Source organism: Leucobacter fengyongliangi, assembly GCF_050971685.1.
Classification (GTDB): Bacteria; Actinomycetota; Actinomycetes; order Actinomycetales; family Microbacteriaceae; genus Leucobacter.
Genome location: NZ_JBPCEU010000004.1, coordinates 26,084 through 52,407 on the forward strand (window position 1 = coordinate 26,084; position 26,324 = coordinate 52,407).

Genomic DNA, 26,324 nt, shown 5'->3' on the forward strand with positions numbered 1-26,324 from the left:
AGTCGAGCTGGGTGTTTTGCTCCGAAGCTTTCCTCCCCATTTCGCCGGGTACACTCAATCACGGCATTCTCGCGTGCGCCAGCCGCGATGTAGCCCGACCAGGAGGACTCCATGAGCACCGATTTCGTGCCCGAAGCTGGACAGATCACCATGTTCTCAACCGAGTGGTGTGGGTACTGCAAGCGCCTCAAGAAGATGCTCGATGCCGAAGGGATCGGCTACACCGAAATCGACGTTGAGGAGGTGCCCGGCACCGCGGAACTCGTCGAGGCCATTAATGGAGGTAACCGCACGGTGCCCACCGTGCTCTTTCCCGACGGCACCGCGGCAACGAACCCTTCGCTCAACGAAGTGAAGCAGCGCCTCACCGCCTAGCCCGCGAGGAGCGAGCCTTCGGGAGCGCGCCGCCCGAGGCGATCTGGCTGAGGCGGGCCGCCCGACGCAAGTACCGGCGGTTACCGTAGGCCGAGCTCCCCGCGCAGAACGTGCATGAGTGCGAGCATCTGCACCGATTCCTCTTCTTCACGCTTCGCCTCGGCACCGTCGAGCGCGCGTGCAGCCAGGCCCGCCTTGGTGTCGATCAGTTCGGCGATCTTCGCGTCGATCGTCTGCGCGGCAACGATACGCCAGGCGGTGACCGGCTCTTCCTGGCCGATGCGGTGCACACGGTCGATCGCCTGCGTCTGCTCGGCGTCCGTCCAACTCAGCTCCGCGAGCACAACATCTGACGCGGCCTGCAGGTTCACGCCGACGCCCGCCGCGGTCAGCGAGCACACCGCAACGGCAACCTCGGGGTCGCTGTTGAACGCGTCGATCTGGGCCTGCCGAAATGTCGCCGTCTGGTCGCCACGGATCGAGATCGTCTTCAGACCGCGATCGGCGAAGGCGGCCTCGGCGCGATCCATCACGTCGATGTGCTTCGCAAAGAAGACCACTTTCCCGACGGAGCGCGCGAGTTGCGCAGCGTAGTCTGCCGCAAGGCCGGCCTTCGCCTGGCCGATCTGACGCACCATGGTGAAGACATTGAGGCCCGTTGCCTGCGCGGTCGAATCCTCAAGCTCCTGGGCAGAGGCCATCCGGATGACGGCCTCGTCGCTGAGGTCGCGGCCGAGCTTACCCGCCTTAATGCGAGCGAAGCGATCCATGAGCTTTGTGGCCAACTGACGCTCGGCTTCGCGGATACCGCGACCCAAATCATCGTCAAGCTCGACCGGCAGGTCAACCACACGCTTGGCGGGCAGATCCGCCGCGACATCAATCTTGCGGCGGCGCACAATGCCGAGATCGATCACGGTCTGCCTGGCCGCCGGGTAGAAGGCCGAATCTGCGGGCGTATACCCGTTCGATTCAAGGGCCGACAGCAGCTCAGGGCCCGGCTTTTCCGCATCGGTCCAGCCGAGAAAGCGCCAGATTGCCCGGAAGTCATCGATGTCGTTGATCAGCGGGGTGCCGGTCAGAGCAAGCAGCAGCGGGCGCCCGCCGGGAACTCGGTCACGGATCCGATCCGCCAGCGCGAGCACGTTGCGCGAACGCTGCGACTGCACGTTCTTGATCATGTGCGCCTCGTCGACGACCATGCCTTTGAACCCAAAGCGTGAGATCCAGTTGAGGTGTCGGTCGAGGATGTCGTAGTTCACCACAAACACGTCGGCAAACGCGTCAATATCTGCGCCGTCGCCGTGAATCACGGTAACCCGACGCTGCGGGGTCCAGCGTTCCACCTCGCGGGCCCAGTTCATCTTCACGACGTTCGGCACGACGACGAGCAGCGGGTAGGCATCGGCAACCGAGGCTGCGATCACCGACTGTGCCGTCTTTCCCAGGCCAGGCTCGTCGGCCAGGAGAAAACTGCGGTGGCCGTCGCGCACGCTCGCGAGGAACCTCGCCTGGTGCGGCATAAGTTCAAGACCCTTGGGTGCCAGCCGGTCGGGCACGGGCGCCTCGGGCAGATCCATACAGGCGGATCCGCCGCCGCCCTGCTCAAATGACTTCAACAGCGGTGAGAGCAATTCCCAGTTGGCGAGTCGCACCACGGGTGTCGGGGTGTGCGTGCGCGAGAGATCCGGCGCGAGAAACGGCTGCGACAGCAGTCGGGAGTCAACCCCGGGAGGTTCAACCTGCCGCTCTGCGAGTTCGGGCGGCACGTACGTAGCCACGGGCTCGGGCTCGATCACCAGCTGAGGCAGGTCGATGCCGGCCTGTTCCATCATCTTCCGCTTCAGCGCGCGAGTGGCCTCGGTGATCGGGGCGGCCGGCTCGAGCATCGTGATGAGCGAGGTGTCGCGCGCGGCGGTCTTCGCGAGGATCGAGGCAACACCGTCAAGCCGCTTGAGCGTCTCGGCGCGCTCTGCGTCGCTAAGACCCTCTTCGGTCTTCACTCGCGCGCGCTCCTCGCGCATGAGCAACGCAATAACGTGAAACTTCGTACGATTCGCCGGGGTGGCCTTGCCACGCTGGGCCGATGCCTCGACCTCGCGCACGGCGCGAGCGAGGAGCGGGATGAGCCCGGCGTTATTGGTGTGGCGTTTGCGCGCGGTGCCCTTGCCTGAGCTCTTGGACTTACCCGAACGCGTGGCAGTGGTGGATGCCATGGATCTCCTGATCAGCGAAAACGCACACCCTCAGAGTGGAGGGATGCGCGGCCACCCGAGGTTCTCGGCCTGATGACGTGCATTGCACGGCGGCGGGGGGAACTCACGCGGGTGAAACCAAGCCTAATTCTAGCAGTCGCCGGGATCCGCCCGCTGACAACCCGCCAACAACGGCGCAGCCCAGTTAGTGCATTGCCAGAATCTCACGAGTCGCACGCACGTCTTCCTCGATTTGAGCGACGAGCGCTTCAACCCCCGAGTAGGCAACCATGCCGCGAAGACGCTCGACGAACTGCATCTCGATCCGCTTTCCGTAGAGATCGCCGGTAAAATCGATCAGGAAGGCTTCGACTCGGGGCGAACCCTCGGGTTCAAAGGTGAGGTTCACTCCGACCGAGATTGCGGCCGGGTGACGCACCCCGTCAACGATCGCCCAACCGGCGAACACGCCGTCGATGGGCAGCAGGCCCTCAACCTCGCCGCCCAGATTCGCGGTCGGGAAGCCGAGGTCTCGACCCCGCGCGTCTCCGTGCACAACCTCGCCGCGCACTGACATCGGGCGACCCATCATCCGAGCGGCACGTGCGACATCGCCGGCGATGATCGCCTCCCGAACACGGGACGAAGATACTCGACCGACCTCCTCGTCTTCGACCTGGTCGATGACCTCGACGACAAAACCGAGCTTGGTGCTCATTTCTTCCAGCAGTGCGACATCTCCCGCGCCGCCACGCCCGAACCTGAAATCGGCCCCGACGCAGAGGTACTTCACATGGAGGCGTTGCACGAGCACCTCGGTCACGAAATCTTCGGCCGACAGCGCGGCGAGTGCGGCGTCGAAGGGCACCATCACACAGGCGGTCACTCCGGCGGCGGCCAGCGCGTCAAGTCGCTGCGCGCGGCTCATGATGGGGGCCGGGCAAAGTTCGGGTTTCAGAAAGCTCAGCGGGTTATTCGCGAAGGTGAAGACCAGTGGATCAAGCCCTCGCTCCGCGGCAGCTTCCCCTGTGCGCGCGAGGAGCGCGCGGTGGCCCCGATGTACTCCATCGAACTTCCCAATGGCGACGGCGCTGCCGTTTGCAAACGCGTCTGCGGAGATCTCGTCGACGGTCGTGTAGATCTGCATCAGTATTGACACTCCGATTCACTTGCAGACGTGCGGTCGGGTTCGACCAGGCCTCGCGCATCGCGCCGCAGCCAAATCATGCCCAGTACCGGAAGCACGAGCGGGATCCAGAAGTAGTTCATGCCAAAGAACGACCACACCGAGTCGTGCGCGAACCACTCTGGAATGACCAGGCTCAGCGTGCCCACAATGATCACCCCGACGAACTCAAAGATGAGGGCCGCCCAGGCCACGGTACGCCAGTGGCCCGTGCGCTGCGTGAGGGCGATGGTGGCGATGATGTACACGACACCTGATGCCAGCGACAGGCTGTAGGCGACCGGTGCCTCGTCGAACTTCGCGACGATCTGATAGATCGCGCGCAGCGTCGCGGCGAGTGCGAGGATCAAGTACACGGTGATGAGCACCCGACCGAGGCCGTCGGTGCGCGGCTGGGCGGCTCGCTGAGCGTCAGTCACCCCACTGCGTTCGAAATTTGGCACGCCTACAAGCTTACCGCGGCGAGTTTAGCCCCAGATCACCAGCATGCGAAAGACCATCACCGCGACCGATACCTGCATGACCGCAAGCACGAGGTTCGCGGTGCGCTTTCGATCGATCAGGGCCCAGATGCCGACCCCAAACGGTAGTGCGGCCGCGGTGATCAGATACATCCAGAATTCCAGTGGATCGCCCACCGCCGGGTTGCCCGAGAACGGGGCCACGATCGAGACCACCATCTGCGCGAGCAAAAGCACCCCGAGCAGGAGGGTGGCTCCGAGCGTGTAGTCGTTGGGGCCGCCCTTGCGCGCGAACACCCAGAGGCTTACGATCGCGCCGCTCACGCCCACCACCATCTGCGCGACAGCGAACCACAGAATCATGCTGAGGTCTCCGAGGCCTCCGCGGTCGTCGATGCGTCGGTGGACTCTGGAGCACGGGGCGCCTCTGAGGCCTGAGGTATCGCTGGAGTCTCAGGGGTCTCAGGCACCTCAATGGTCGCCGGAGGGAAGTTTGTGACGACTCGGGTGCGTCCGCGTTCGACCTTCACTAAGCCCACAAGCCTGCCGTCTTCGGCGATTGCCGCGGCGAGCGGCGTGTTCTCGCACTGCCCGTGCGGCAGGTCGAGTCGTTTCCCGTGCCCCAGGTCGATCTCTTGCTGGGGGGTCAGTCGCAGCACCGGAAAGAGCCTGGCGGCCACATCGGTCGGGGTGAGCAGCGCCTCGCGCCCAATGCCGCCGTCGGCGAGCGCTTCGTTCGATGCTGCCTGATCCACTGTGAAGGGACCCACCGCGGTACGCCGCAGCGCCGTCAGGTGTCCACCCACGTCGAGAGCGGCACCGAGGTCACGTGCCAGCGCGCGCACGTAGGTGCCCGAGCTGCAGCGCACCGTGGCATCGATCTCGAGCACATCGATCTCGTGACCATCCTCGTCTCGAATGGTCAGCATGCGGGGCTCACCGATCGAGAATTCGTGAATCGTGACAGGGCGCTTCGTCAGTTCAACCTGCTCGCCCGCGCGCACCCGATCGTAGGCGCGCCTGCCGTCGACCTTGATGGCGCTGACAGCGCTCGGCTTCTGCTTGATGTCACCGGTGAGGGCCGCGACGGCCTCGTGCAGCCAGACCGGGTGCCGCGCGAGCTCCGCGATATGTCCGGGCTCGGCGACTCGCGCCGTTTCGCCTTCTCGATCGTCGGTGACCGTGGAGTAGCCGAGACGAATGGTGGTGAGGTAGGTCTTGTCGAGGCCCACAAGGTGCGTGAGGAGCCGGGTCGCGGGGCCCGCGCCCAGCAAAAGCAAGCCCGTCGCCATCGGGTCGAGGGTGCCGGCGTGGCCAACCTTCCGGGTGCCCAGCGCTCGCCGCGCTTTGGCGACCACGTCGTGGCTTGTCCAGCCTTCGGCCTTGTCAACGAGAAGGATGCCGTTCGGTGTGTGTTCCATTTGTCTCAGCCTACTTTGTATCAGTGTGAGAACTCACTCGCTCACTACACTGGGCGCGTGAGCGAACGTGTGATGGATCAGGACGGCAGGCCGGTGAGGGAACGATTCTCGGGGCTTGCCGAGGCGCTCGGGGCCTGGTTCGCACGCGAGGCCCGCCCGCTTCCCTGGCGTGGCGCGGGGGTCGCCCCCTGGTACGTGCTGGTCTCCGAGTTCATGCTGCAGCAGACTCAGGTCGACCGGGTGGTGCCGCGGTATCTCGCGTGGGTCGAACGCTGGCCGGTTCCCTCCCGCCTTGCCGCCGAGGCACCGGGCGAGGCGGTGCGGGCGTGGGATCGGCTCGGCTACCCTCGCCGCGCCCTCTGGCTCCACCGCGCTGCCAGCGAGATCGCCACCCAGCACGACGATGCGGTTCCACGCGACCTCGACACCCTCCTGGGCCTGACCGGCGTGGGGCCCTATACCGCCCGCGCGGTCGCCGTATTTGCGTTTGGCGAGCGGCATCCGGTAGTCGACACCAATACCCGGCGCGTGCTTGCTCGCGTCGTGCACGGACGGGCCGCCGCCGGTATGCCGCGTGCCGGTGATCTCGACGATATGGCCGCGCTGCTCCCCGAGGCACCGGCCGAGGCGCAAGTCTTTAACGCCGCCGCGATGGAGCTTGGGGCGACCGTGTGCACCGCCCGGTCGCCCCGCTGCGCCGAATGCCCGGTGGCGGCCTGGTGCGAGTGGCGCGGGGCTGGCTACCCAGCAAACGCGCCTGAGCGGCGACCCAAACAGGCCGCCTTCGCTGGCAGCGACCGGCAAACTCGGGGGCGGATCATGGCGCTGCTGCGCAGCGCCAGCGAACCCGTGCCGCGAGGTGACGCGCTCGACGCAATGGTTACTGAGTCGGCGCGTGATCCACTGCAGGCTGAGCGAGCGCTCGACTCACTACTCAGCGATGGACTCCTCGTGGAGTTCGACGGTCGGCTGCGACTGCCCTAGTCGCGTTCCTCGTCTTCTTCGAGCTCTTCTTCGTCAAGGCCGTCCTCGTCTTCGTCGTCAAACTCATCGTCGACCTCGTCGAGTGCCTCGAGGGCTTCCTCCTCGAGGTCGTCGCCGTCTGCGTCAGCCTCCGCGTCGCGGGGTTTCTGATAGGGATCGGGATCACCGGCATACTGGGCGGTTGCGGCCAGTGCCTTCGCCTCATCGTCGCGGCGTCGCGCCTCGGCCAGCAGCTCGCTCAGGTGCTCGGCGCTCTCAGGTAACTCGTCGTGAATGAACTCCAGCGTAGGAGTTAAACGCGTGCCCAGCTGCTTCCCGACCTCGGTGCGCAACATGCCCGTCGCGGCCTTCAACGCGGCGGCAGAGTCTGCCTGCTCCTCTTCCGTGCCGTACACGGTGTAGAAGATGCTCGCGTGCTGCAGGTCACCCGTGACACGCACATCGGTGATGGTCACGAAACCCAATCTGGGGTCACGGAGACCCTTTTCGAGCCTACGCGCGATGATCTGCTGGATCCGCTCTGAGACCTTGCCTGCCCTGGGATTACTCATGCCTTCAGACTACCGCGCTTCGCTCTCCCGAGGGGGTGCACGCGTGCCACCTCCAAGATCGCCACCGCGCCGTTGTGCCCGGACCGTCTGCACTCCACTAGAGTCAGAAATTGCACACCATACAAGATTGGATTTTTCTTAATGACAACACCTCCCGCGGCTTCTACCGCCCCGTACGGCAACCCCGGCCCGGGCGAACCCTACGACGGCGCGACATCGCCCAGCGTTCTGAACCGCCCGCTTTACGGCGCAACATTCGGGCAGGCAATCTCGCGGTTCTTCAAGAACTACGCGACGTTCTCCGGGCGCGCCTCGCGCAGCGAGTACTGGATGCTCACGCTCTTCATGGTCATCGTCTCGGCAGTCTTCGGTGCGCTCATCGGCATCGTCACGGCCACCGCCGGTGTCACCGAAGACGGCACGGCTGAACTCCCCGGCTCCGCGATCGCGCTCATCGTCGTACTGAGCTTGTTTGGGCTCGCGACGCTCGTCCCGTCGATCTCGTTGCAGTGGCGTCGACTCCACGACGTCAACCTGGCTGGCCCGTTCTTCTTCCTGTCGTTTATTCCGTCAGTCGGGTCGCTCATTGTGCTCATTCTGTCGCTTCTGCCACCGAAGCCTGAGGGTCGGCGCTTCGACAAGTAATCTCCGCACAGTCGCAGACGACGCAGGGGGTGGGTCCGATCCGGACCCACCCCCTGCGTCGTCTGTCACGCTGAACCGTTACGCGCGCGGCTTCTCCACCATCTCGGTGGTCTCGATCTCGTCACCGATCTGAATGTCGTTGAACTTGCCGAGGCCGATGCCACACTCGAAGTCAGTCCTGACCTCGGTGACGTCATCCTTGAAGCGGCGGAGCGACTCGATGGCCAGGCCATCGGCAATCACCACACCGTCGCGAATCACGCGCGCCTTCGCGTTACGCGTGATGGTGCCATTGCGCACAATGACGCCTGCGATGTTGCCGATCTTGGAGGAACGGAACACCTCGCGGATCTCGGCCACACCCGAACGAATCTCTTCGTACTCAGGCTTGAGCATGCCTGTGAGGGACTGCTCAATGTCGTCGATCGCGTTGTAGATGACGTTGTAGAAGCGGATGTCGATCCCCTCGCGCGCTGCACGCTCGCGGGCCTTGACATCGGGACGCACATTGAAGCCGATGACGATCGCGTTGTCAATCGTCGCCAGGTCAACGTCGCTCTCGGTGATCGCGCCCACACCGCGGTGCAGGATGCGAAGCTGCACCGAATCGTCAACCTCGATCTTCATGAGCGACTCTTCCAGCGCCTCAACGGCACCAGACACGTCACCCTTGATGATGAGGTTGAGGGACTCGACCTTGCCATCCTCCAGCGCCTTGGTGAAGTCCTCAAGGCTGATACGCTTGCGCGCCTTCGCCAGGAGGGCGTTGCGCTCAGCAGCCTCACGCTTCTCAGCGATCTGGCGCGCGGTGCGATCCTCACCGACGACAATGAAGTTGTCGCCAGCACGCGGAACACTCGACAAGCCCTGAACAAGCACGGGGCGAGAAGGCAGGGCCTCTGCAACCGCGTCGCCGTTCTCATCGAGCATGGCACGCACACGGCCATATGCCGTGCCCGCCACGATCGCGTCGCCCACGCGCAGAGTACCCGACTGAATGAGCACGGTAGCAACCGCACCGCGACCCTTGTCGAGCTTGGCCTCGATGGCAACACCGCGGGCGTGCTTGTTGGGGTTCGCGCGCAGGTCGAGCCCGGCATCTGCGGTCAACAGCACCGCGTCGAGCAACTCGGAAATACCGATCTCACTCTTTGCCGAGACGTCGACGAACATGACATCGCCGCCATACTCCTCGGCAACCAGCCCGAACTCAGTCAGCTGCTGACGTACCTTCTGCGGATTGGCATCTTCCTTATCGATCTTGTTTACCGCGACCACAATTGGCACGTTGGCCGCCTGTGCGTGGTTCAAAGCCTCGATGGTCTGCGGCATGATGCCGTCATCAGCCGCAACCACGAGGATCGCGATGTCGGTGACCTGTGCGCCACGAGCACGCATGGCGGTGAACGCCTCGTGACCCGGGGTATCGATAAACGTCAGCGCACGATCCACACCATCGTGCTCGGTGTGCACCTGGTAAGCACCGATGTGCTGGGTGATGCCACCGGCCTCGCCGCCGCCCACGTTCGCCTTGCGGATCGCGTCGAGCAAGCGGGTCTTACCGTGATCGACGTGACCCATGACAGTGACGACTGGAGGACGGATGACGAGCACATCGTCGCCCTCTTCCTCGAGCTCGCTCTCGATATCGATATCGAAGCCCTCGAGCAGTTCGCGGTCTTCGTCTTCGGGCGAGACAACTTGGATGCGGTAACCCAGTTCCTCACCGAGGACCTGGAACGTTGCCTCATCGAGCGACTCGGTCGCGGTAGCCATCTCACCCAGGTGAAAGAGCACGGTGACAAGGTTCGAGGCACTGGTGCCAATCTTGTCGGCAAAGTCGCTGAGCGACGCGCCACGGCGCAGTCGTACCGCGGTCGTTCCGTCACCGCGGGGTACGCTCACGCCGCCAAGCGACGGGGCCTCCCGCAGTTCGAATTCTGCCCGTTTCGCCCGCTTCGACTTCCGTGCCTTGTTCTTGGAGCCACCACGGCCGAACGCGCCGGCGGTGCCAGCACCGCGGCCTCCACGGCCTCGACCCGCAAACCCACCGGCGGGTGGACGTGGCGGGCCAAAGCCTGAGCCCCCACCGGGTGCGGCACCACCGGCACCGGCACCTTGACGGCCGGGACCACCCGGACGCGCACCGGCACCACCCGGACGGCCTGGACCACCTGGACGAGCACCAGCTGCACCGGGAGCCGGACGAGGGGTCGGACGCGGAATATTCCCCGGGTTCGGGCCCTTCCGGCCCATGCCCTGAGCGGGAGCGAACGGGTTATTGCCCGGACGCGGTGGGCGAGGAATGCCCATACCCTGGCTGGTTGCGAACGGGTTGTTACCCGGACGCGGACCACCGGGTTTGGGTCCTGGCTTCGAGCCAGAGGGCTTTGCGGCCGCGGGCTTTGCAGCATCGGTCGCGGCGCCCTCTGCCTGAGGTGCTTCGGCCGCATCTGATGCTGCCGCGGGCGTTGTGGGCGCGGAAGGCGCCGAGGACTTCTTCGCAGCGGGGCGCGAAGGGGCTGGCTTCTCCGGTGCGCCCTGCTGAACCGGCGCCGGAGCTGGCGCTTCGACTGGTGCCGGCGGCGCCGACGGAGCCGGGGGCTTCGGGCCGGGCTTTGCAGCCGAGGGCCGGGCGCCGGGGCGAGGTGCGCTCGTCGCGGGCTTTGTCGCTCCTGCGGCCTCCTCAGCCTTGGGGCTTGCGACGCCCTCTGCCTGAAGCGCTGCCTTGACCTTGCGCGCGACTGGCGGCGCAACGGCCGACGAACTCGCCTTGACGAATTCGCCCATATCTTTCAGCTTGGCCAGAACGACCTTGCTATCTACACCGAGCTCTGCAGCTATCTCGTGTACGCGTGGGTTTGCCACTTTTCTCCTGTCTGGGTTCACGCCCCAGACAGGCGAGAACCATAATTATCGGACGGGCCTCATTGTGAGCCGCTCATTAGTTGTCCATGAGTGTTTCTAGCCTGTTCTCTAAGGGGCCAGGATCAGGTTTCCCTGATGCCTTCAATGCACGCACGAAGGCTCCGCGCGACACCGCTAGTTCAAGACACTGCGGAGTGGGATGTACCCACGCTCCGCGCCCGGGGAGTACCGCACGCTCGTCGAAATTCAATCGACCCTCGCGCAACACGACCCGGAACAACTCGCTGCGGGACGCCTTTCGGCGGCACGCAACACACGTTCGAACCGGAATCATCTTACCAGCTTCCTCTGTGATCGTTCCCCGGGCGTGTCGTTGTGGGAGTTCAGTCGGATTCCATAACGGAATCCGGCTGAATGTCGAAACTCCGGACATCCTCCGTCACGCTAGTGAGCGCTCCGCAGGATGCGCGAAGATCGACCTCCAATCAGTCGGATTCCATAACGGAATCCGGCTGAATGTCGAAACTCCGGACATCCTCCGTCACGCTAGTGAGCGCTCCGCAGGATGCGCGATGATCGACCTCCAATCAGTCGGATTCCATAACGGAATCCGGCTGAATGTCGATCTTCGCGCCCGTGAGCTTCGCGGCGAGGCGAGCGTTCTGGCCCTCCTTGCCGATGGCCAGTGAGAGCTGGAAGTCGGGAACCAGCGCGCGCACCTGCTTCAACGACTCGTTCAGCATGAAGACATCGGTCACTTTGGAAGGTGACAGCGCGTTCGCGACAAACGTCGGGAGGTCGGGTGAGTAGTCGACGATGTCGATCTTCTCTTCGCCCAGTTCGCTCATGACAGCGCGCACACGTCGGCCCATCTCGCCGATGCACGTGCCCTTAGCGTTGATACCCTGCTGATGCGCCCGCACGGCAACCTTTGTGCGGTGGCCGGCTTCACGGGCGAGAGCGACGATCTCAACGATGCCGGCGGAGAGTTCGGGAACCTCAAGTTCGAACAGTCGACGCACCAGGCCTGGGTGCGTGCGCGAGACGGTCACCTGCGGACCCTTGAGGCCCTTGGAAACGCTGGTGACATACACCCGAAGACGCGTGCCGTGACTGTAGTCCTCGCCGGGTATCTGCTCCTCGGGTGGCAGGATCGCCTCAAGGTCTCCGAGGTCGATGTGCACCATGCGCGGGTTTGGCCCCTGCTGCACAACTCCGGAGAGAATGTGTCCCTCTTTGTCTTTGAACTGGCCCAGAACCGCATCATCAGTGAGATCACGCAGTCGCTGGTTGATGACCTGCTTTGCGGCATTCGCGCCAATCCGACCAAACTCTTCGGTCGGCACAACGGCCTCGCCGATCACCTGACCGGCGTCGTCAAGCTCCGGAACGAAGACTGAGATTTCGCCGCTCTTCCGGTCAAGCGTCACGCGCACCTGGTCATCTTTGGGCTCGGGCTGACCGAGACCCACGACGTGCTTGATGTAGGCCGAGTGGATCGCCTGCTCAATAATCTCCGCGAGTTCCTCGAAGGGGATCTCTTTTTCGCGCTCAAGCCCACGAAGCATGGCGAGGTCGATTTTCACAGTGGCCTCCATATTATTCAGCTGTCAGGTTCCGCCCTGGCGGATCAGTCCTCCAGAATACCCCAGCCAAGCGCAAGCTGCACCGGTGTCGCCCGGCCGCCCTCGATAACGAAGCCCCGCCCCGGCGGAAAGTCCCCTCGCCGCACCCGTCCAAACACGTTACGGAACGGGGTGCCGCTGTCGGTTTCGTCGGGCTGAAGCGCGACCCCCCACCGCGCCTGTTTGAGTACCCCAAGGAGATCCCATACACCCGCAGCGGCTCCGAGTTCGTATTCCACAATGAGCAGCACCTCCGCTCGCCGGCAGGCCTTCGCCAGTGCTACGAGAGCAGAAAGCGCCTCGGTGCCTTCTGCATAGGCCGCACGTTCGACCGCGATGACGGTGTGAGCGTTGGGTGACGCACCTTGACCCAACTCAGTGATCAACTCGCGTGCCATCGCGGCGACCGCCTCCGCCCCGTGCGCCGCTCTGTCCCACGGCCGGCCCCACAGGAGCGTGTCCTCAGCAAGACTCAGAAGAATCCGCCTCACGTACTCTCCTCGTCCAGATGCACGCCGGTCACAGGCGGCCACACAGGTCTTCAGCGCGCTGGTGAGGCCTGATCCTGGCGGCCCAGACACCACAGCCAGCCCGGAGAGGGGAATCCCAATCGGGCTGAAGTCCTGCGACTCGATTCCCACGACAGGTCGATCCTCGATCGCTGTCGGGAGCGATTCCAAAAGCACGCGCTCTGGGGTGTTGCGCAGGGGCGTCGCCGGGCTCACACCACGGTCACGAAGCGAGACAGCCAGGGCCTCGATCGCGCGAGCTTGACCGCCGAGATCCGCTCTTCCCTCCAGCAGCGCAAGCTGCACTTCGACCGAATTCCTCGCGATCACCGCGCGCCCGGCGGGTGCGTTCGCGAGCATTTCCGCGGGCACCCCCAGCTGCGCATAATCAAATGCGCCCGCGAGCCGAAAGACGAGATGCTCCTGCACGCTGGCGGCGAGCGCCGCAGGAAGCGCGGCGGGCCGATCCGCTGTAACGACCACGTGCACCCCCACGGATCTGCCCGATTGCATAATGTCGGCGAGTTGCGTCAAGCGTGCATTTCGCGCACCCAGGGATTCGCTTTCGGAGCGGAACATCGAGAACCCGTCGATGAACAGCACAATTCTCGGCTCCGCCGCACCATCTGCCGTGGAGCGAAACGAGGTGAGGCTGTTGGCGCGTGCCGCTGCGAATCGATTTCCCCGCTCGGCGACAAGCTCAGAGACGTGTCGGAGTATCCGATCAACAAGCTCGACATCGGGAAGCGACGCAACTGCCCCCACCGTCGGGAGTTCACGAAGCGTCTCAAGCGCTCCGCCAGCGGCGTCGATCGCGTAGATGTGCACCGGATCCTCGATTGCTTGGGCGGCAAGCGCCCCGGCGATCGTGAGGAGTGCGCAACTTTTCCCGGTGCCGCTTGCGCCGACGAGTGCGACGTTGCCGAGCCGCTCGAAGTTGAGCGCATAGATGTCGTGCCGCTGTCGCTGAGGCAGATCTGCGAGTCCGATCACTGGCGATTCGCCGCTGGCCTGTTCCTCTTCGTTCGGCACCAACTGCGACAGCAACGCCCAGTCGATCACCAGAGGAAGCGGATCGAGCCACGGCCTGCGGGGTGCACCGAGCCACGCGGCCGCCGATGCAGCCGTGATTCCCGCGAGCAGACGCACGATGTCGCGAGCGCGCGCTCCGTGTGGTCGCAGGGATGCGGGTTCGGGTGGAATCGGCCAGGGTTCGGTGCGTCGAAACCCGAGCGAATGGAAGGCAATCCCCGGATCGATCGCCTGCGCGGGGTGGCCTCCGAGATACCCGGTCTGGAAATGCTCGATAGGCCCCGCTCCGACTCGATAGGCGGCGCGACCGGGGTGTGCCGGGTCGAAGCTCGCCGCATCGGTTACCCCAAGCACGTCACTGCTGTCTGCGCCATCAGCCACACGAAGCGCGATACGAAGATTGGTGTTCGCCCGCAGGTTCTCGGTGATGACACCCGCAGGCCGCTGCGTCGCGAGAATCAGATGAATGCCGAGCGATCGACCACGCTGGGCGATATCGACGATGCCCTCCACGAACTCGGGCACCTCCCGCACGAGCGTCGCGAACTCATCGATCACGATCACCAGCACGGGCGGAGCCGCCGGTTCCGATCGTCGCTCCAGTGTGACCAGGTCTTTCGCTCCCCGGCTAGCGAGCAGTTCCTCCCGGTGACGCAGCTCGGCCCGCAGCGAGGTCAGCGCGCGCCGCACGAGATGCTGATCGAGATCGGTCACGAGCCCCACCGTGTGCGGCAACTCGGCGCACTCTGCGAACGCCGCTCCGCCTTTGTAATCGACCAGAAGGAACGAGAGACAGTCGGGGCTGACCGTCGCTGCGAGCGACATGATCCAACTCTGCAGGAACTCCGACTTTCCCGATCCCGTCGTGCCCCCGACGAGAGCGTGCGGACCCTGTGCCCGGAGATCGAGCCTGACTGCGCCCTCTGGCCCCTGCCCGACGACCACGTCGAGGCAGATTGGTTCGCGCCGCTCCCCCGATTGCCAGGCCTCCTTCAGTGATCCGGAGGCTCGCCAAGACGCGAGTATTGGGTGGCCACCGCCGAGCACATCGATGGGATGCACGTCTCGCAGCGCGAGGGCCTCGGGAAGGTCGCTATCATCCAGCGGCCGTGTGGCCGTGTCGACGACCGGGGCGAGCGACCGTGCGAGGGCACGCCCCCCGGGCTCATCAAGAAACTCCAGCCTGCTCAATCGAACGGTCTCGCTGCTGCGGGTCACGCGCACGTGCGCCTCACCGCGATCGATGTCGATGAGTGTGCGGCAGGCCGCAGGAACCTCTGCACTTCGCGCGGCGACCCACAGCAAGTGAATGCCCACATCCGGCCCTGCTTCGGCGAGCGCGATCAGGCGCGCCGGATCGATGCCACCCGTGTCAAGTACCAGCACGAGGATGACGGGCAGCATGGGAAGCTCGGTGACAGCCTCCGCGGATCCACCAGGAACACCGGGATCCAGGTGCGAGCGCACGGTGCGTCGAGACTGTGCGTGCGCCATTCGTGCCGCGAGCACACCCTCCAGGCCTGCTAGCAGCGTGGCCTGGGTGTGTTCGTCGCTCGCGAGCGGCCAGGCACGAAGTGGGCCGGCGGGTGGATCCACATGGGGCAGCCACCCGAGCCACCGCCAATCACTGTGCCCCTCGCCGAGGTGCCGAGGGGCTGCGAAACAGGCCAGCGCGAATTCAGCCGGAGAATGGAGGCCGACGAGTTGCAGCACCAGGGAGCGGGCGCACCCCTCCGCCCAGTGCGGCTCTCCGGCAACGCCAATTGAACCGCTGCGGTCGAGGCGTTCGAGCACCGGAACCGGTCCGACCGACGCAAATTGCGAAGCAAGATCTTGCAGGGCCGACCAGTGCTCAGGACGGCACTGCCCGCGGTCGGGCATCAGCGTCGCGGTGCGGCTGCTCAGCGTTCCCTCACCGAGGCGAAGCTCGAGAAACTCCCGATGCTCGGGACGCCGCATCCACAGCATCGGGCCTCGCGATTCGATCGCGCCAGCAATATCCGTGATGCTCGGCGCCTCGGATCTGCGCGCCCCAATTTCTTCATCTCGAAGCGCCGCGAGTGCCGCGCGCTCCGCCCGCACCGCCGCATCAAAGACGACGCTGTCGCGTCGAAAGGCGCGCCGCCCCGTCACCCTGCCGTCAAGCCACGAGCCAACCATCATGAGCGGGCTGAAGGCGATCATCAGGAGACTGATGGCCGATCCCGTCACCGCATACATCGCGAGGCCCAGCATCGCCGGGGCAAGCATGGCGAGGAGCGGCAGCTTACTGGCTGGTGAAGGTGCGGGGGGCTGCGGGAGTTGACGCTCGGAACCCGAGAATCGAGGGGACACGTGCGGCTCTCGTGTGTGGGGGTGTGTCGGGGAGAGCGCATCGCTGCGTGCCGGATCGAGCACCCCGGTGAGGTGCAGCCTGAGCCGCACGGTGCCGACCGTCACCTCAGCGCTCATCATTGCGGTTGCTGCCGCTCCCCGGCCATCTCCGACGCCGCCCAAGATCACCCCGCCCTGAGGCGAGCCATCCAGCACCGTGCCGTCGACCGTCGTGCCATTGACCGAACCGAGATCACGCACGAGCACCCGTTCGTTCACGTCAATGGACGCGTGACGGCGGGAGACGCTCGTCTCGTCGAGCAGAATCCGACTGCGTGGATCGCGCCCCACGGAGTTGGTGCCGGCCACCAGGCTGTATCTGGCGCCCCGTTGCGGCCCATCAAGCACTTCGACCGTGCCGACAGCAGGAATGAGCCGCGGGGTGGTGCTCTCCGTGCCGTCCTCACGCACCGCCCGAATCGACCATCCCGACCGGAGCCCGCTGCTGGAGATTGATGATGCGGGGTCAAGCATGACCCACGGTCCCAGCCCCTCCGCACGACCAACCAAGGTCACCGGGGCGGCCCTCGCGGTGGCGATCCGCTCGAGTTCACTATCGCCAGTGAGCCCCGAGCGGATCAATGCCCGCGCCACCTCGGCAACGGTCGCCGTGACGTCACACGACAAAATAATCTCTTGGGTCTCACCCGAACTGGACTGCGCCGCAAGCCTAAGTTGCATCTCTCACTCACCCCAGACCGCTGCTCGGCGAACAGGCGGAGGTCACTCGCAGGTCGACCGCATTGTCTCTCGCGTACAGCGAAATGCGAGACCCGCCGTAGCGATCGGCCCGCATATAGACCAGCGGCATGCCGTCGGGAAGCGGGCCCCGGAAGATGTCCGTGACGACCCACCCGCGCTTCATCCAATGCACGCGAAGCCTCTCGGCCGCCTCGTAGGTGAGTTCGTAGTTCGCGTGAATGATCGAGACAACTATTTGGCCACCGCGACGGCCCGCATCGTCCAAATCACACATGGTTCCATGCAACTCGGGCATCCTCACGTCACGGTACTCTGCCCAATTCCCCTCAGCCACCAGCATGTCCCAACCATCCGGGTCTCCCAGCACGAGGAGCGCCTCTTCGGTCTCCGCAATCGCCCAGGCTATCTGCAGATCTGAGGTTGCGAGCATGTCGGTCTGTCCGGTTTCCCAAGCCGGGCTGAACTTGCGTGTGCCATAGACATCGACGGAACGTGACTCTGATTCAGGCCCGTCACTGGGGCCAAACATTTCGTCGCAACCCACGAGACCTGCGCACAGCGCGAGTGCGATTGCCAGGCTTCCGACCCTGTGGTGACGCTTCACTATTCGTTTCCCTTCGCGAGGATCCATGGAGTATCGGGTGAGACCATCGGCTGGCCATTCCGAGTGAGCCCGCCGGGCACATGCGGCAGTGCGCCAAGACTCGTCGCGGCCGCACCGACAAGCGCCTGCGTGTCGATGTCGAGGTAGCCACGACCTGTCGAAGCATTGCCGCCGAGCAGGCCTCGATCGCCCGCCCCGATGACCGAGTGGCCGTCTGTGGAGAGCAGGGCACCCCAGCCGTCTGACCCGAACACATACGCGCCCGGAATGTGATCTTGTCCGGCGGCTACTGCCCCAGGATTTGGTTGCGCCCGGTCAGAGAGGGCCGCGCCCAGCGGCGCGAGCTGATCCCCCGCAGCCTGAGTGGTGAATACTCTGGGTGCTCCCGCGTGATCCCGTTCGATATTCAGGTCGGAGAATCCCCTCACAACTTCGTCGTCGAGGCCTGCTGATCCGAGCATCGTGAACGACTGCACCGGGTACTGAGTCAGAGTGAGCGCGTTCGCGGTCACGGGTGTGCCGTACGAGTGCGCGATCACCGCGTGAGTGGGCAGCGGCACTCCGTGCGCCCGGGTCGCCGCGGCCCCGTCAAGCTCGGCGGCAAGCCGGTGAGCGCCGGTTCGCGCCGACTGTGCGAAGAGGACCGACAGCAGGTGCGGGGTGTCGTAGGCGAGAAACGCAATCACACCGGGTGCTTGCGCCACACCCCCGCGCGATCTCGTGTGTTTTCGCTGCGCATTGAGCAGGCGCTCTTGGGTGCCGTAGAGGTTCTGGCTTGCCTGGTGCCAGGAGCCAAGTGCCAGGTGGGCATCGCTCGACATTCCGGGCACCTCCCAGGTCAGGCTCGATGACGTGTCAAGGGTGCCGTAGCCGACCGCAACCATGGGGATGCTCCCGCTGAGATTCAGCGCGACGACCGTCACCGGCGGATCGCCTGTGTCGTCCTGCAATGCGCTGGTCAGCTCTCTCAGCAACTCCACACACTCAGGGCTCAGCCCGTCGTGGTGAAGCGCGTAGTACTCGAGCAGACGCCGATTGGCCTGATCGCGCACGTGAAACGGCAGGCCGGGTAGGTTGCCGATCACCCACGGCACCTCCGCGATCAGTTGCTGTTGTTCGGAGGGGGTGAGCTCGCTCCAACCCTCAGCTATGCGAGCCGGAGCGGGAGGGGTGTGCCAGGTATCCGCCCCAGAGCGGGTGCCCAGGAGCTGCACCAGGAGGGCATGCTCCGTGGCCGGGGAAACTGGCGGTCGAGTGAGCCCCCAGAGCTCACCCGAGAAGCCGAACGCAACGATGCTGCGACGCGCAGCGATCGTCGTCTCACTGACCGTGATGAGTTGCCCGAGGGCGGTGCTGTTGAGGGCCGTCAGTAGCGCGAGTTCGGCACTTGACCGCTCATCGAACAGTCGCCGCCATTCGTCGATATCCGCATCGATCTGGTCGACCGCGCCCCGCCACCGCGAGACGGCGGCGGCCCACAGTGGCTCGAACCGAGCACGCACCGCGAGGGCCTCCATCGCGCCGCCGGTGGTCGCTCCTCCGTCGTGCGGAAGCACGCCGATCCAGCCAGCGTCGGGGGCCGGGATCCCGAGTGCCAGCGCGGGCATGACGACGGGCGGGCCAGCGCGCCAGTGGAATTCAACTCGTGCCCCGAGCGCCCGGCAGATCTCGTCAATCGTGTCGCGCTGGCCACGAATCACTGCCAGCGACCCCTCGACTCGCGTGTGCACCCACCGGGCCGCAGCGTGGATGCGGTCGATCTCGGCCGCGTAGTGCTCGAACGCGCTCCGCGCGGTGACAGCCGTCTGATTCAGCGCGACCGCGCCGACCTCCAGCCGTTGCCCGATCTTCCCGGAAATCTCGGTCACACCGTCGCTCTGCACGAGGCCGAGCGTGTGCTGCGCCCGCTGGAGTGCCGCGCGATACTGAGCGACCCCGTCCGCGGTTCCCCCGAGGTACCGCGCCACGGCAGAAGGCTCATCGGGGCACCCCAGAATAGGCGATTCACTCGGCAACACTTCCTCGGCCGACGAAGGAATCCAGGTCATGTCTTCGGTCGCCTCACCTGGGGCACCGCAAACCCATCACCGAGTTGCACCGCAAGTCGCTCCTCAAGCTCCGCGCTCACCTGCATGACTTCGGCAACCGCCCGACCGGCGGTGCCTGCCGCGTCGGCGAGCGCAGCACGGGCAGTAGCGATGCCCTCCAAGAACCAGCGCACCCGGTCACCAGAGCGGGTCACCAACTGCAGTTCAATGTGCGGCGCCGAGGAACCCCCATCGACCAGCGCAGCGGCGGCGTGCGCGAGAAGCGAGCCAGCAGCAAGCAAACTCTCGTCGTCGATTTCGAATCGATCGCGCATCCGAGGTCACCGGGCCGTGCTCAGCTGATGCGGGCGGCGAGTTGTGAATCCAGATCGCGGATCGCGCCCGCCGTCTGTGTCAGAAAAGATTGAATCTCGCTGAGCTTTTCCGCGACGATCGCCGCGCCCGACGTGTACTCGCTGTACATCGAGTGAAATCGCACCGATGCCTGATCGGTCACAAACCCGGTCGACACGAGGGTAGTGATTTGCGATTCAAGTAGGCGGAGCTTCGCGGTGATCTCGTCTCGCCCCTGGGCGAGCTGCCCCGCCACCTGCTCAATATCGCCGTACGTCACCCGAATATTTGCCATGTGGATCCGCTCCCTCGCGCTCACGGCCCCGATGTCTTCACCGGGCGCTACCGTTCTGCGTCTATCTCAGCGGAGCGCGGGCGTCGGAAACGAGGCGGAGGCCGATCTGTGGAGAACTCGAGGATGTTCGTCCGAGCACGGTCGCCTGTGAGCGAAAAGAAGAAAGGGGCGCTGCCACAGGCAGCGCCCCCGATCCACTGGGAGAAAGTGAGCCTACGCCCCAAACAGCCCGGGCACGTCGACCAGTGCGACCTTCTCTTTGGCTCCGGTGGCGCGATCCCACACCTCGGCGAACCCTTCGGTCGCGTCGCGGCCCACCACGACCACGCGCGGCACGCCAATGAGCTCGGCATCGCCGAACTTCACGCCTGGTGACACCTTCGGGCGGTCGTCAAACAGCACCTCCACGCCGGCTGCATCAAGGGCACCTGCCAGCGATTCGGCGATCCCGATGATCGCCGCGTCTTTGCCGGTCGCGACAAGATGCACGTCGAACGGGGCGATCGCACGCGGCCAAATCAACCCGCGATCGTCGTTGTGCAGTTCGGCAAGAATCGCCATGATGCGAGTCACGCCGATGCCATACGACCCCATCGTCACGGTCACCAACTTGCCGTTCTCGTCGAGTACCTTGAGTCCGAGCGCCTCGGCATACTTGCGCCCGAGCTGGAACACGTGACCGATCTCCATACCGCGCGCAGTCTCAATCGGGCCCGACCCGTCGGGTGCCGGGTCGCCGTCTCGCACCGAAGCAATGTCAATCACGCCGTCGCCCGCGAAGTCGCGCCCAGCGACCAGGTACGCAACGTGCTTCTCGGGCTCGTTCGCGCCGGTCACCCACGACGTTCCCGCAACCACGCGCGGGTCGAGCAGGTAACGCACACCAGTGGATCCCGCCTCGCCGAGCACCGGCGCCCCTGCGGCGCCCGGGCCGATGTACCCCTTCACGAGCAGCGGGTGCTTCGCGAAATCTGCGGCATTCGCGGGCTCGACTTCGGCGCCACCAAAGGCAGCCTCGGCGCGCTTCATGTCGGCGTCACGGTCTCCCGGAATGCCGACGACCACCAGTTCGCGCGTGCCGTCGGCCGCGGTCAGCGCGAGCACCACGTTCTTCAGGGTGTCGGCGGCCTCCCATGCACGGCCATCGGCGCGCGGCAGCACCTCGTTGGTGAGCGCGACCAGCGTCTCGATGGTCGGGGTGTCTGGCGAGTCGTACACGACCGCCTCAGGCTGACCCTCAATGGGCAGCGGATCGGGCGTAGGCGTCACATACGCCTCGACATTGGCCGCGTATCCACCGGCCGAGCGCACAAACGTGTCTTCACCGATCTCGGTGGGAAGCAGAAACTCTTCGCTCTTGGATCCACCCATCGCACCCGCGTCTGCCGAGACAATCACGTACTCGAGCCCGAGCCGCGTGAAGATGCGCTCGTAGGCATCGCGCTGCGCCTGGTAGCTCGCCTCCAGCCCCGCGTCGGTGACATCGAAGGAGTAGGCGTCCTTCATCGTGAACTCACGGCCGCGCAGCAGTCCGGCACGCGGCCGTGCCTCGTCGCGGTACTTGTCTTGAATCTGGTAGAGCGACAGCGGAAGATCTTTGTACGACGTCACGATGTCTTTCACCATCAGTGTGAAGACTTCCTCGTGCGTAGGCGCGAGCAGATAATCGGCACCGTGCCGATCCTGCAAGCGGAACAATCCGTCGCCGTACTCGTCCCATCGGCCGGTCGCCTCGTAGGGTTCGCGCGGAAGCAGCGCCGGAAAGTGCACCTCGTGCGCCCCGGCGGCGGCCATCTCGTCGCGCACGATCTGCTCAAGCTTCGCCTTCACACGCAGCCCGAGTGGCAACCAGGCAAATACCCCGGGTGCCTGGCGGCGGATATAGCCGGCCCGCACGAGCAGCCGGTGACTCGTCACCTCGGCATCGGCCGGGTCTTCGCGGAGCGTCTTCAGAAAGTAGTTCGAGAGGCGTGTAAGCACGGAATCTATCGTAGCCGCAGGCCGGGCCTCGATTGCCCAGTGGATCAGCCGATCACCCGCGGCCCGGGCACCGATCCCTCCAGCCTAGGCTGGAGGCGTGCCCGTTCCTCCACCCGCCGCTGCCTCGAGGTCGCCGCGCTCGCGCATAAGCGCCGGACCTCAGGATTCAGGTGCGCCACTCGGACGGCAGAAGCCCAGTGCACCTCGCTCCCTGCTTGCGCCGCTGGCGGTGATCGCGGTGCTGGCTCTCGCTGCGGCACTCAGGTTCTGGGCGCTCGGCCGCCCCGACTCGCTCGTTTTCGACGAGCTGTACTACGTGCGCGACGCGGTGAGCCAGCTGGGGAACGGATTCCCGACGACCTGGCCCGACGATGACCCCGCATTCGGCGGCGAGCGCGCCCTCGCCTTCAGCGATCAGGCGAGCACGATCGCGCACCCTCCGCTCGGCAAGTGGCTGATTGGTCTGGGCGTTCTCCTCTTTGGCGCCGACACCGGCTGGGGGTGGCGATCCGCCGTCGCGCTCGCCGGGGTAGCTGCGGTAGGGGTCACCATGCGGCTCGGCTGGCTCATGACCCGCAGCCTGTGGATCGCGTGCGTGGCGGGGTTCCTCCTCGCAATCGACGGCGTGCATGTGGTGCTCACCCGCGTGGCGCTGCTCGATGGGTTTCTCGCCCTCTTCGTGCTGTTGGGTGCCCTTTTCGTGTGGCGGGATGTGTGTTCAAGCACAACCTCTTCCCGTGGCTCGGAGAAACACACAATCCAGGAGGAAAAGCCGCAAATCGATCCGATTTTGCGCGGATCTCCGAGCGAAGAGAGGGCGGCACAGGCAAGACCGGCACAAGCAGGAGCGGCGCAGGCAGGAGTGGCACAAGCAGGAGCAGCACAAGCAGGAGCAGCACAAGCAGGAGCAGCGCAGGCAGGGCAGCCTGGGCGGCACATCACCTGGCGCAGGCCGTGGCTGCTGGCGGCAGGCCTCACCTTCGGCGCTGCGGCCGCGATCAAGTGGTCGGGCCTCTACCCACTGGCCGCGTTCCTGCTCTTTGTCGTGGCCGTCGACATCTGGCGCAGATTTCGAACGGATCAGGCCAACAGCGGGCAGACTCACAGTGGCCCGTCGCTCAGCATTCGACCTCCCGGCGGCGCAAGGGTGCGCCCCCTCGCTGGCGCGGCCCTGCAGGCCCTCGTCACCGCGGCACTCGCCCTCCCCGCCGCGGCACTCGCGTATCTCGTCAGCTGGTGGGGGTGGATCGCCTCGCCCACCGCGCAGAATCGTGAACCGGGCGAGCCCTGGTGGGTGTCGCTCGCCCAGTGGCACGCGGATGCCCTGGCCTGGCACGCGACCCTCTCCGCCCCACACCCCTACCAGTCACACCCGCTGACCTGGCCGCTCGGGCTCCGCCCCACCGCCATGTACGAGGTGAACTGGCCGCAGGGCGACGGCTGCCGGTGGCCGAGCGGCTGCGTCGCAGCGATCTCCCCGCTCCCCAACCTGCTCGTCACGTGGGGCGGGGTCGCCGCGTTGCTCCTACTCACGTGGGTGGTCGTGCGCAGCGGGTGGATCGCGGTTCGCCGCCCGCGCTTCGCGCGCAACCCGGGTCTCGGCGCGGCATCGGCGTTCGTGCTGGTCGGCTACCTCTCCGGATGGTTGCCCTGGGTGCTCACGTTCTCGCGTTCAGCGGTGTTCCAGTTCTACGCGGTGGTGCTCACACCGTTCGCCGCGCTCGCCCTGGCGCTCGTACTGGGCGCGCTCTGGCACCGACACCGCCCCGGACACCCGGGGCTGCTGGCCCTCGCCGGGATCCACCTCGATAGCTCACCGGAGGCGCTCCTGGGTCGGCGGATCGCCGTGACGATCTTCCTCGCCATCGCACTGGTGGTCTCAGTGCTGTTCTTCCCGGCGTGGTCGGGCATGCCGATTGCCGAGTGGTTCTGGCGCGCCCACCTGTGGCTGCCCGGGTGGGATTAACCGGAAAGTCGGTGATCGAGACCGCTACAGCAGCCGTCGGGCAAGCGCCCATGCGGTCAGCTCGTGCCGGTTCGAGAGCTGCAACTTGCGCAGTACGTTCGACACGTGAGTCTCGACCGTGCGCACCGAGAGGAAGAGCTCGGCGGCGACTTCCTTGTAGGTATACCCTCTGGCGATCATCCGCATGACCTCCTGCTCGCGCACCGACAGTCGATCGAGCTCGTCGTCGGCCGCCGCGGTCTCGCCCAGCCCCGCACCGAATGCGTCAAGCACGAACCCGGCGAGCCGCGGCGAGAACACCGCGTCGCCGCTGTGCACGCGCATCACCGCGGCGGTCACCTCGGCCCCCGATGCCGCCTTCGTCAGATACCCACGGGCTCCCGAGCGGATCACGCTCACCACGTCGTCTGCCGCGTCTGAAACGCTGAGCGCCAGGTATCGGGTGCCCTGCAGCGCAGGCACGCCGCTCAGCTTGCGCAATACCTCGGCACCCCGCCCCCGGCCCCACCCGGCAGGTGCACGTCGAGCAGCACCACGTCGGGGCATGCGAAAGGGATGAGCGCAATCGCCTCATCGACAGTCGAGGCCTCACCCACAACCTCGAGCTGGGGCCCCAACTCCGCGCGCAGCCCCGTGCGAAAAATCTGGTGATCGTCGACGATGACCACGCGGATCGGGGTCGGCTCAGTCGCGAGCTCAGGAACATGATCCGACTGGGCATGCGGCCCCGGGCGCTGGTGTTCGTTCATCTCGTGTCCTGTTCGATCGGGGGTGCACCCAGCCCGGCAGCCTCGCCGCGGTGCATGGAGAGGCGCACCGACGTGCCGGTGCCGCCCGGCCCGGCCACGATCCGCGCGGATCCGCCCGCGCGTTCCATTCGCCCCAGTATGGACTCGCGCACGCCCATGCGCCCGCCGGGAAGCTGCGTGATATCGATGCCCGGGCCCCGATCGGTCACGTCGATCGAGACCGATTCGGGGCCCACCTCGAGATACACCGTCACGTCGCCCCCCGCGTGCCTGGCCGCGTTCAGCATCGCCTCACGCGTGGCCGAGACGATCGCCTCAGGAACGCTGGCTTCCGCCATCGCGCCCACCGCGACGATCTCGAACCGCACCGCATACTCATGCTCGAGAGCCACGGCGTGCTGGCGCAGCTCTCCATCGACCGCCGTGCTCGCAGCCGGGGGCGCGCCATCCGCGCCGCGAAACAGCCATTCGCGGAGCTCACGCTCCTGGCCTCGGGCGATGCGTGCGACTTCGCTACCCGGCTCTGATCTCTGTTGGATCAGCGCGAGTGTTTGCAGCACCGAATCGTGCAGGTGCGCTGCGATCTCCGCGCGCTCCGCCTCGCGCGCGCGGCCGGCGCGCTCGGCGACCAGTTCGCGATTGAGCCGCAGCAACCAGGGGGCAATGGCAAGGGCAACCCCGGCGAGCACCGCCAGAGCCGCAGCGACGACGGTGACGACACTCGGTTCCCGGGCCGTGACGAAGAACATCAGCACGCCCACCGCGACGAGTGCCAACGCGCCGAGCACCCGGGGTACCGAGTGGCGCTCGGGCCGGTCGCGGTCGGCAATCTGCCACCACGCGAGCCCCACGCCCACGAGGACCGCGAGCGTGGGCAACAAGATCTCGAGCCGAAGCTCCACCCCCAGTTGCGAGAGCACGAGGGCTACGCCGGCGACCAAGAAACACGCTCCGAAGAGCAGCTCTGCGACCGGCCAGTGCCTCCGCGCGGGCGCTGAGGCCCCGGGCCGCACGCTCGCGCTGTCACCAGGATCGGCGCGAGTCTTCGCGCTCAGGCCCGAAATGCTCCCCGGATTCGCTCCTTGGCTCGCATCCGACTCGAGCACCGGCTGCGTCAGTGCACGGCGCATGGGCACCACCGGTTCGTCCACCTCGGCTGGTGCCAGGATCCACAGCCACGCGTAGAAGAGCGCGCCCGCCCCACCGAAGAGCGCGAAACCGACCATCGCGATGCGCACCCAAAAGACCGGCAGACCGAGGTGCGCCGCGAGGCCCGCGCACACTCCAGCGAGCACTCGCCCCTCACGGGGGCGCTGCAGCGGCATCTGGGACATGGTTCTATCCAAGCACCCGGCACCGACATACGGGCCAGCCGGCGGCATTGTTCAGGGTCGAATCAGTAAGAACCCCCATGGCGGCGGG

20 protein-coding genes and 1 pseudogene are annotated in these 26,324 nt (G+C 65.7%); 4 read left to right on the forward strand and 17 right to left on the reverse strand.

Annotated elements, in window-relative coordinates:
* The first annotated feature begins 111 nt into the window (after positions 1 to 111).
* Positions 112 to 375: a mycoredoxin gene (locus ACR0R4_RS04065; protein ID WP_433646070.1), complete on the forward strand. Its 264-nt coding sequence runs from the start codon at positions 112 to 114 to the stop codon at positions 373 to 375.
* Positions 376 to 455: 80 nt separating this feature from the next.
* Here ACR0R4_RS04065 and ACR0R4_RS04070 read toward each other — a convergent pair whose 3' ends face one another.
* The 5 genes from ACR0R4_RS04070 to truB form a co-directional block, all read right to left on the reverse strand.
* Positions 456 to 2,591, reverse strand: a complete 2,136-nt coding sequence (locus ACR0R4_RS04070; RefSeq protein ID WP_433646071.1) for a DEAD/DEAH box helicase — start codon at positions 2,589 to 2,591, stop codon at positions 456 to 458.
* Positions 2,592 to 2,775: 184 nt separating this feature from the next.
* Positions 2,776 to 3,717: a bifunctional riboflavin kinase/FAD synthetase gene (locus tag ACR0R4_RS04075; RefSeq protein ID WP_433646072.1), complete on the reverse strand. Its 942-nt coding sequence runs from the start codon at positions 3,715 to 3,717 to the stop codon at positions 2,776 to 2,778.
* Positions 3,717 to 4,199 (reverse strand): hypothetical protein, encoded by a 483-nt coding sequence (locus ACR0R4_RS04080; protein WP_433646073.1) that lies wholly within the window; start codon positions 4,197 to 4,199, stop codon positions 3,717 to 3,719. Before ACR0R4_RS04080 ends, ACR0R4_RS04075 begins: the two co-directional genes overlap by 1 nt.
* A 24-nt stretch (positions 4,200 to 4,223) precedes the next feature.
* A complete protein-coding gene (locus ACR0R4_RS04085) occupies positions 4,224 to 4,580 on the reverse strand; it encodes a hypothetical protein (RefSeq protein ID WP_433646074.1) in 357 nt (118 codons plus the stop codon).
* On the reverse strand, positions 4,577 to 5,638 hold the full coding sequence (truB, locus tag ACR0R4_RS04090; protein ID WP_433646075.1) for a tRNA pseudouridine(55) synthase TruB: 1,062 nt from the start codon (positions 5,636 to 5,638) through the stop codon (positions 4,577 to 4,579). Before truB ends, ACR0R4_RS04085 begins: the two co-directional genes overlap by 4 nt.
* Positions 5,639 to 5,710: 72 nt before the next feature.
* Between truB and ACR0R4_RS04095 the strand changes: the two genes are divergently transcribed.
* Positions 5,711 to 6,622, forward strand: a complete 912-nt coding sequence (locus ACR0R4_RS04095) for an iron-sulfur binding domain-containing protein (RefSeq protein WP_433646239.1) — start codon at positions 5,711 to 5,713, stop codon at positions 6,620 to 6,622.
* On the opposite strand, the gene rbfA is transcribed toward ACR0R4_RS04095, so the two are convergent.
* The gene (gene rbfA, locus ACR0R4_RS04100; RefSeq protein WP_433646076.1) at positions 6,619 to 7,173 is read right to left on the reverse strand and encodes a 30S ribosome-binding factor RbfA; all 555 of its coding nucleotides are present in this window, start codon (positions 7,171 to 7,173) and stop codon (positions 6,619 to 6,621) included. The genes ACR0R4_RS04095 and rbfA overlap by 4 nt on opposite strands.
* A gap of 141 nt (positions 7,174 to 7,314) precedes the next feature.
* Here rbfA and ACR0R4_RS04105 point away from each other — a divergent pair, with 141 nt between their 5' ends.
* Positions 7,315 to 7,818 carry a DUF805 domain-containing protein gene (locus ACR0R4_RS04105; RefSeq protein WP_433646077.1) on the forward strand — a complete coding sequence of 168 codons (504 nt, stop codon included), beginning with the start codon at positions 7,315 to 7,317 and terminating at the stop codon, positions 7,816 to 7,818.
* A 78-nt stretch (positions 7,819 to 7,896) separates the two neighbouring features.
* Here ACR0R4_RS04105 and infB read toward each other — a convergent pair whose 3' ends face one another.
* The 9 genes from infB to ACR0R4_RS04150 all read right to left on the reverse strand — a co-directional run bounded on the left by infB (position 7,897) and on the right by ACR0R4_RS04150 (position 22,187).
* Positions 7,897 to 10,686, reverse strand: a complete 2,790-nt coding sequence (gene infB, locus ACR0R4_RS04110) for a translation initiation factor IF-2 (protein ID WP_433646078.1) — start codon at positions 10,684 to 10,686, stop codon at positions 7,897 to 7,899.
* A 76-nt stretch (positions 10,687 to 10,762) separates the two neighbouring features.
* Entirely contained in the window at positions 10,763 to 11,119 is a 357-nt protein-coding gene (locus tag ACR0R4_RS04115) for a YlxR family protein (protein WP_433646079.1), read from the reverse strand.
* A 154-nt stretch (positions 11,120 to 11,273) separates the two neighbouring features.
* Positions 11,274 to 12,272, reverse strand: coding sequence for a transcription termination factor NusA (nusA, locus tag ACR0R4_RS04120; RefSeq protein WP_433646080.1), 999 nt, complete (start codon positions 12,270 to 12,272; stop codon positions 11,274 to 11,276).
* A gap of 44 nt (positions 12,273 to 12,316) precedes the next feature.
* Complete coding sequence (locus ACR0R4_RS04125; protein WP_433646082.1) at positions 12,317 to 16,906, reverse strand: type VII secretion EssC family protein; 4,590 nt, start codon at positions 16,904 to 16,906, stop codon at positions 12,317 to 12,319.
* Between the two features lie 7 nt (positions 16,907 to 16,913).
* Entirely contained in the window at positions 16,914 to 17,531 is a 618-nt protein-coding gene (locus ACR0R4_RS04130) for a hypothetical protein (RefSeq protein ID WP_433646083.1), read from the reverse strand.
* Positions 17,531 to 19,579, reverse strand: a complete 2,049-nt coding sequence (locus tag ACR0R4_RS04135; RefSeq protein ID WP_433646084.1) for an alpha/beta hydrolase — start codon at positions 19,577 to 19,579, stop codon at positions 17,531 to 17,533. Before ACR0R4_RS04135 ends, ACR0R4_RS04130 begins: the two co-directional genes overlap by 1 nt.
* A complete protein-coding gene (locus ACR0R4_RS04140) occupies positions 19,576 to 19,893 on the reverse strand; it encodes a hypothetical protein (protein WP_433646086.1) in 318 nt (105 codons plus the stop codon). Before ACR0R4_RS04140 ends, ACR0R4_RS04135 begins: the two co-directional genes overlap by 4 nt.
* Positions 19,894 to 19,913: 20 nt before the next feature.
* On the reverse strand, positions 19,914 to 20,207 hold the full coding sequence (locus ACR0R4_RS04145; RefSeq protein ID WP_433646087.1) for a WXG100 family type VII secretion target: 294 nt from the start codon (positions 20,205 to 20,207) through the stop codon (positions 19,914 to 19,916).
* Positions 20,208 to 20,420: 213 nt separating this feature from the next.
* The gene (locus ACR0R4_RS04150) at positions 20,421 to 22,187 is read right to left on the reverse strand and encodes a proline--tRNA ligase (protein ID WP_433646088.1); all 1,767 of its coding nucleotides are present in this window, start codon (positions 22,185 to 22,187) and stop codon (positions 20,421 to 20,423) included.
* A 97-nt stretch (positions 22,188 to 22,284) separates the two neighbouring features.
* Here ACR0R4_RS04150 and ACR0R4_RS04155 point away from each other — a divergent pair, with 97 nt between their 5' ends.
* A complete protein-coding gene (locus ACR0R4_RS04155) occupies positions 22,285 to 24,153 on the forward strand; it encodes a phospholipid carrier-dependent glycosyltransferase (RefSeq protein ID WP_433646089.1) in 1,869 nt (622 codons plus the stop codon).
* Between the two features lie 24 nt (positions 24,154 to 24,177).
* On the opposite strand, the pseudogene ACR0R4_RS04160 reads toward ACR0R4_RS04155, so the two are convergent.
* Positions 24,178 to 24,902 (reverse strand): annotated as a pseudogene (locus ACR0R4_RS04160) (LuxR C-terminal-related transcriptional regulator).
* Positions 24,899 to 26,236 carry an ATP-binding protein gene (locus ACR0R4_RS04165; RefSeq protein WP_433646090.1) on the reverse strand — a complete coding sequence of 446 codons (1,338 nt, stop codon included), beginning with the start codon at positions 26,234 to 26,236 and terminating at the stop codon, positions 24,899 to 24,901. The pseudogene ACR0R4_RS04160 and the gene ACR0R4_RS04165 overlap by 4 nt, the downstream one beginning before the upstream one ends.
* Positions 26,237 to 26,324: the final 88 nt, after the last annotated feature.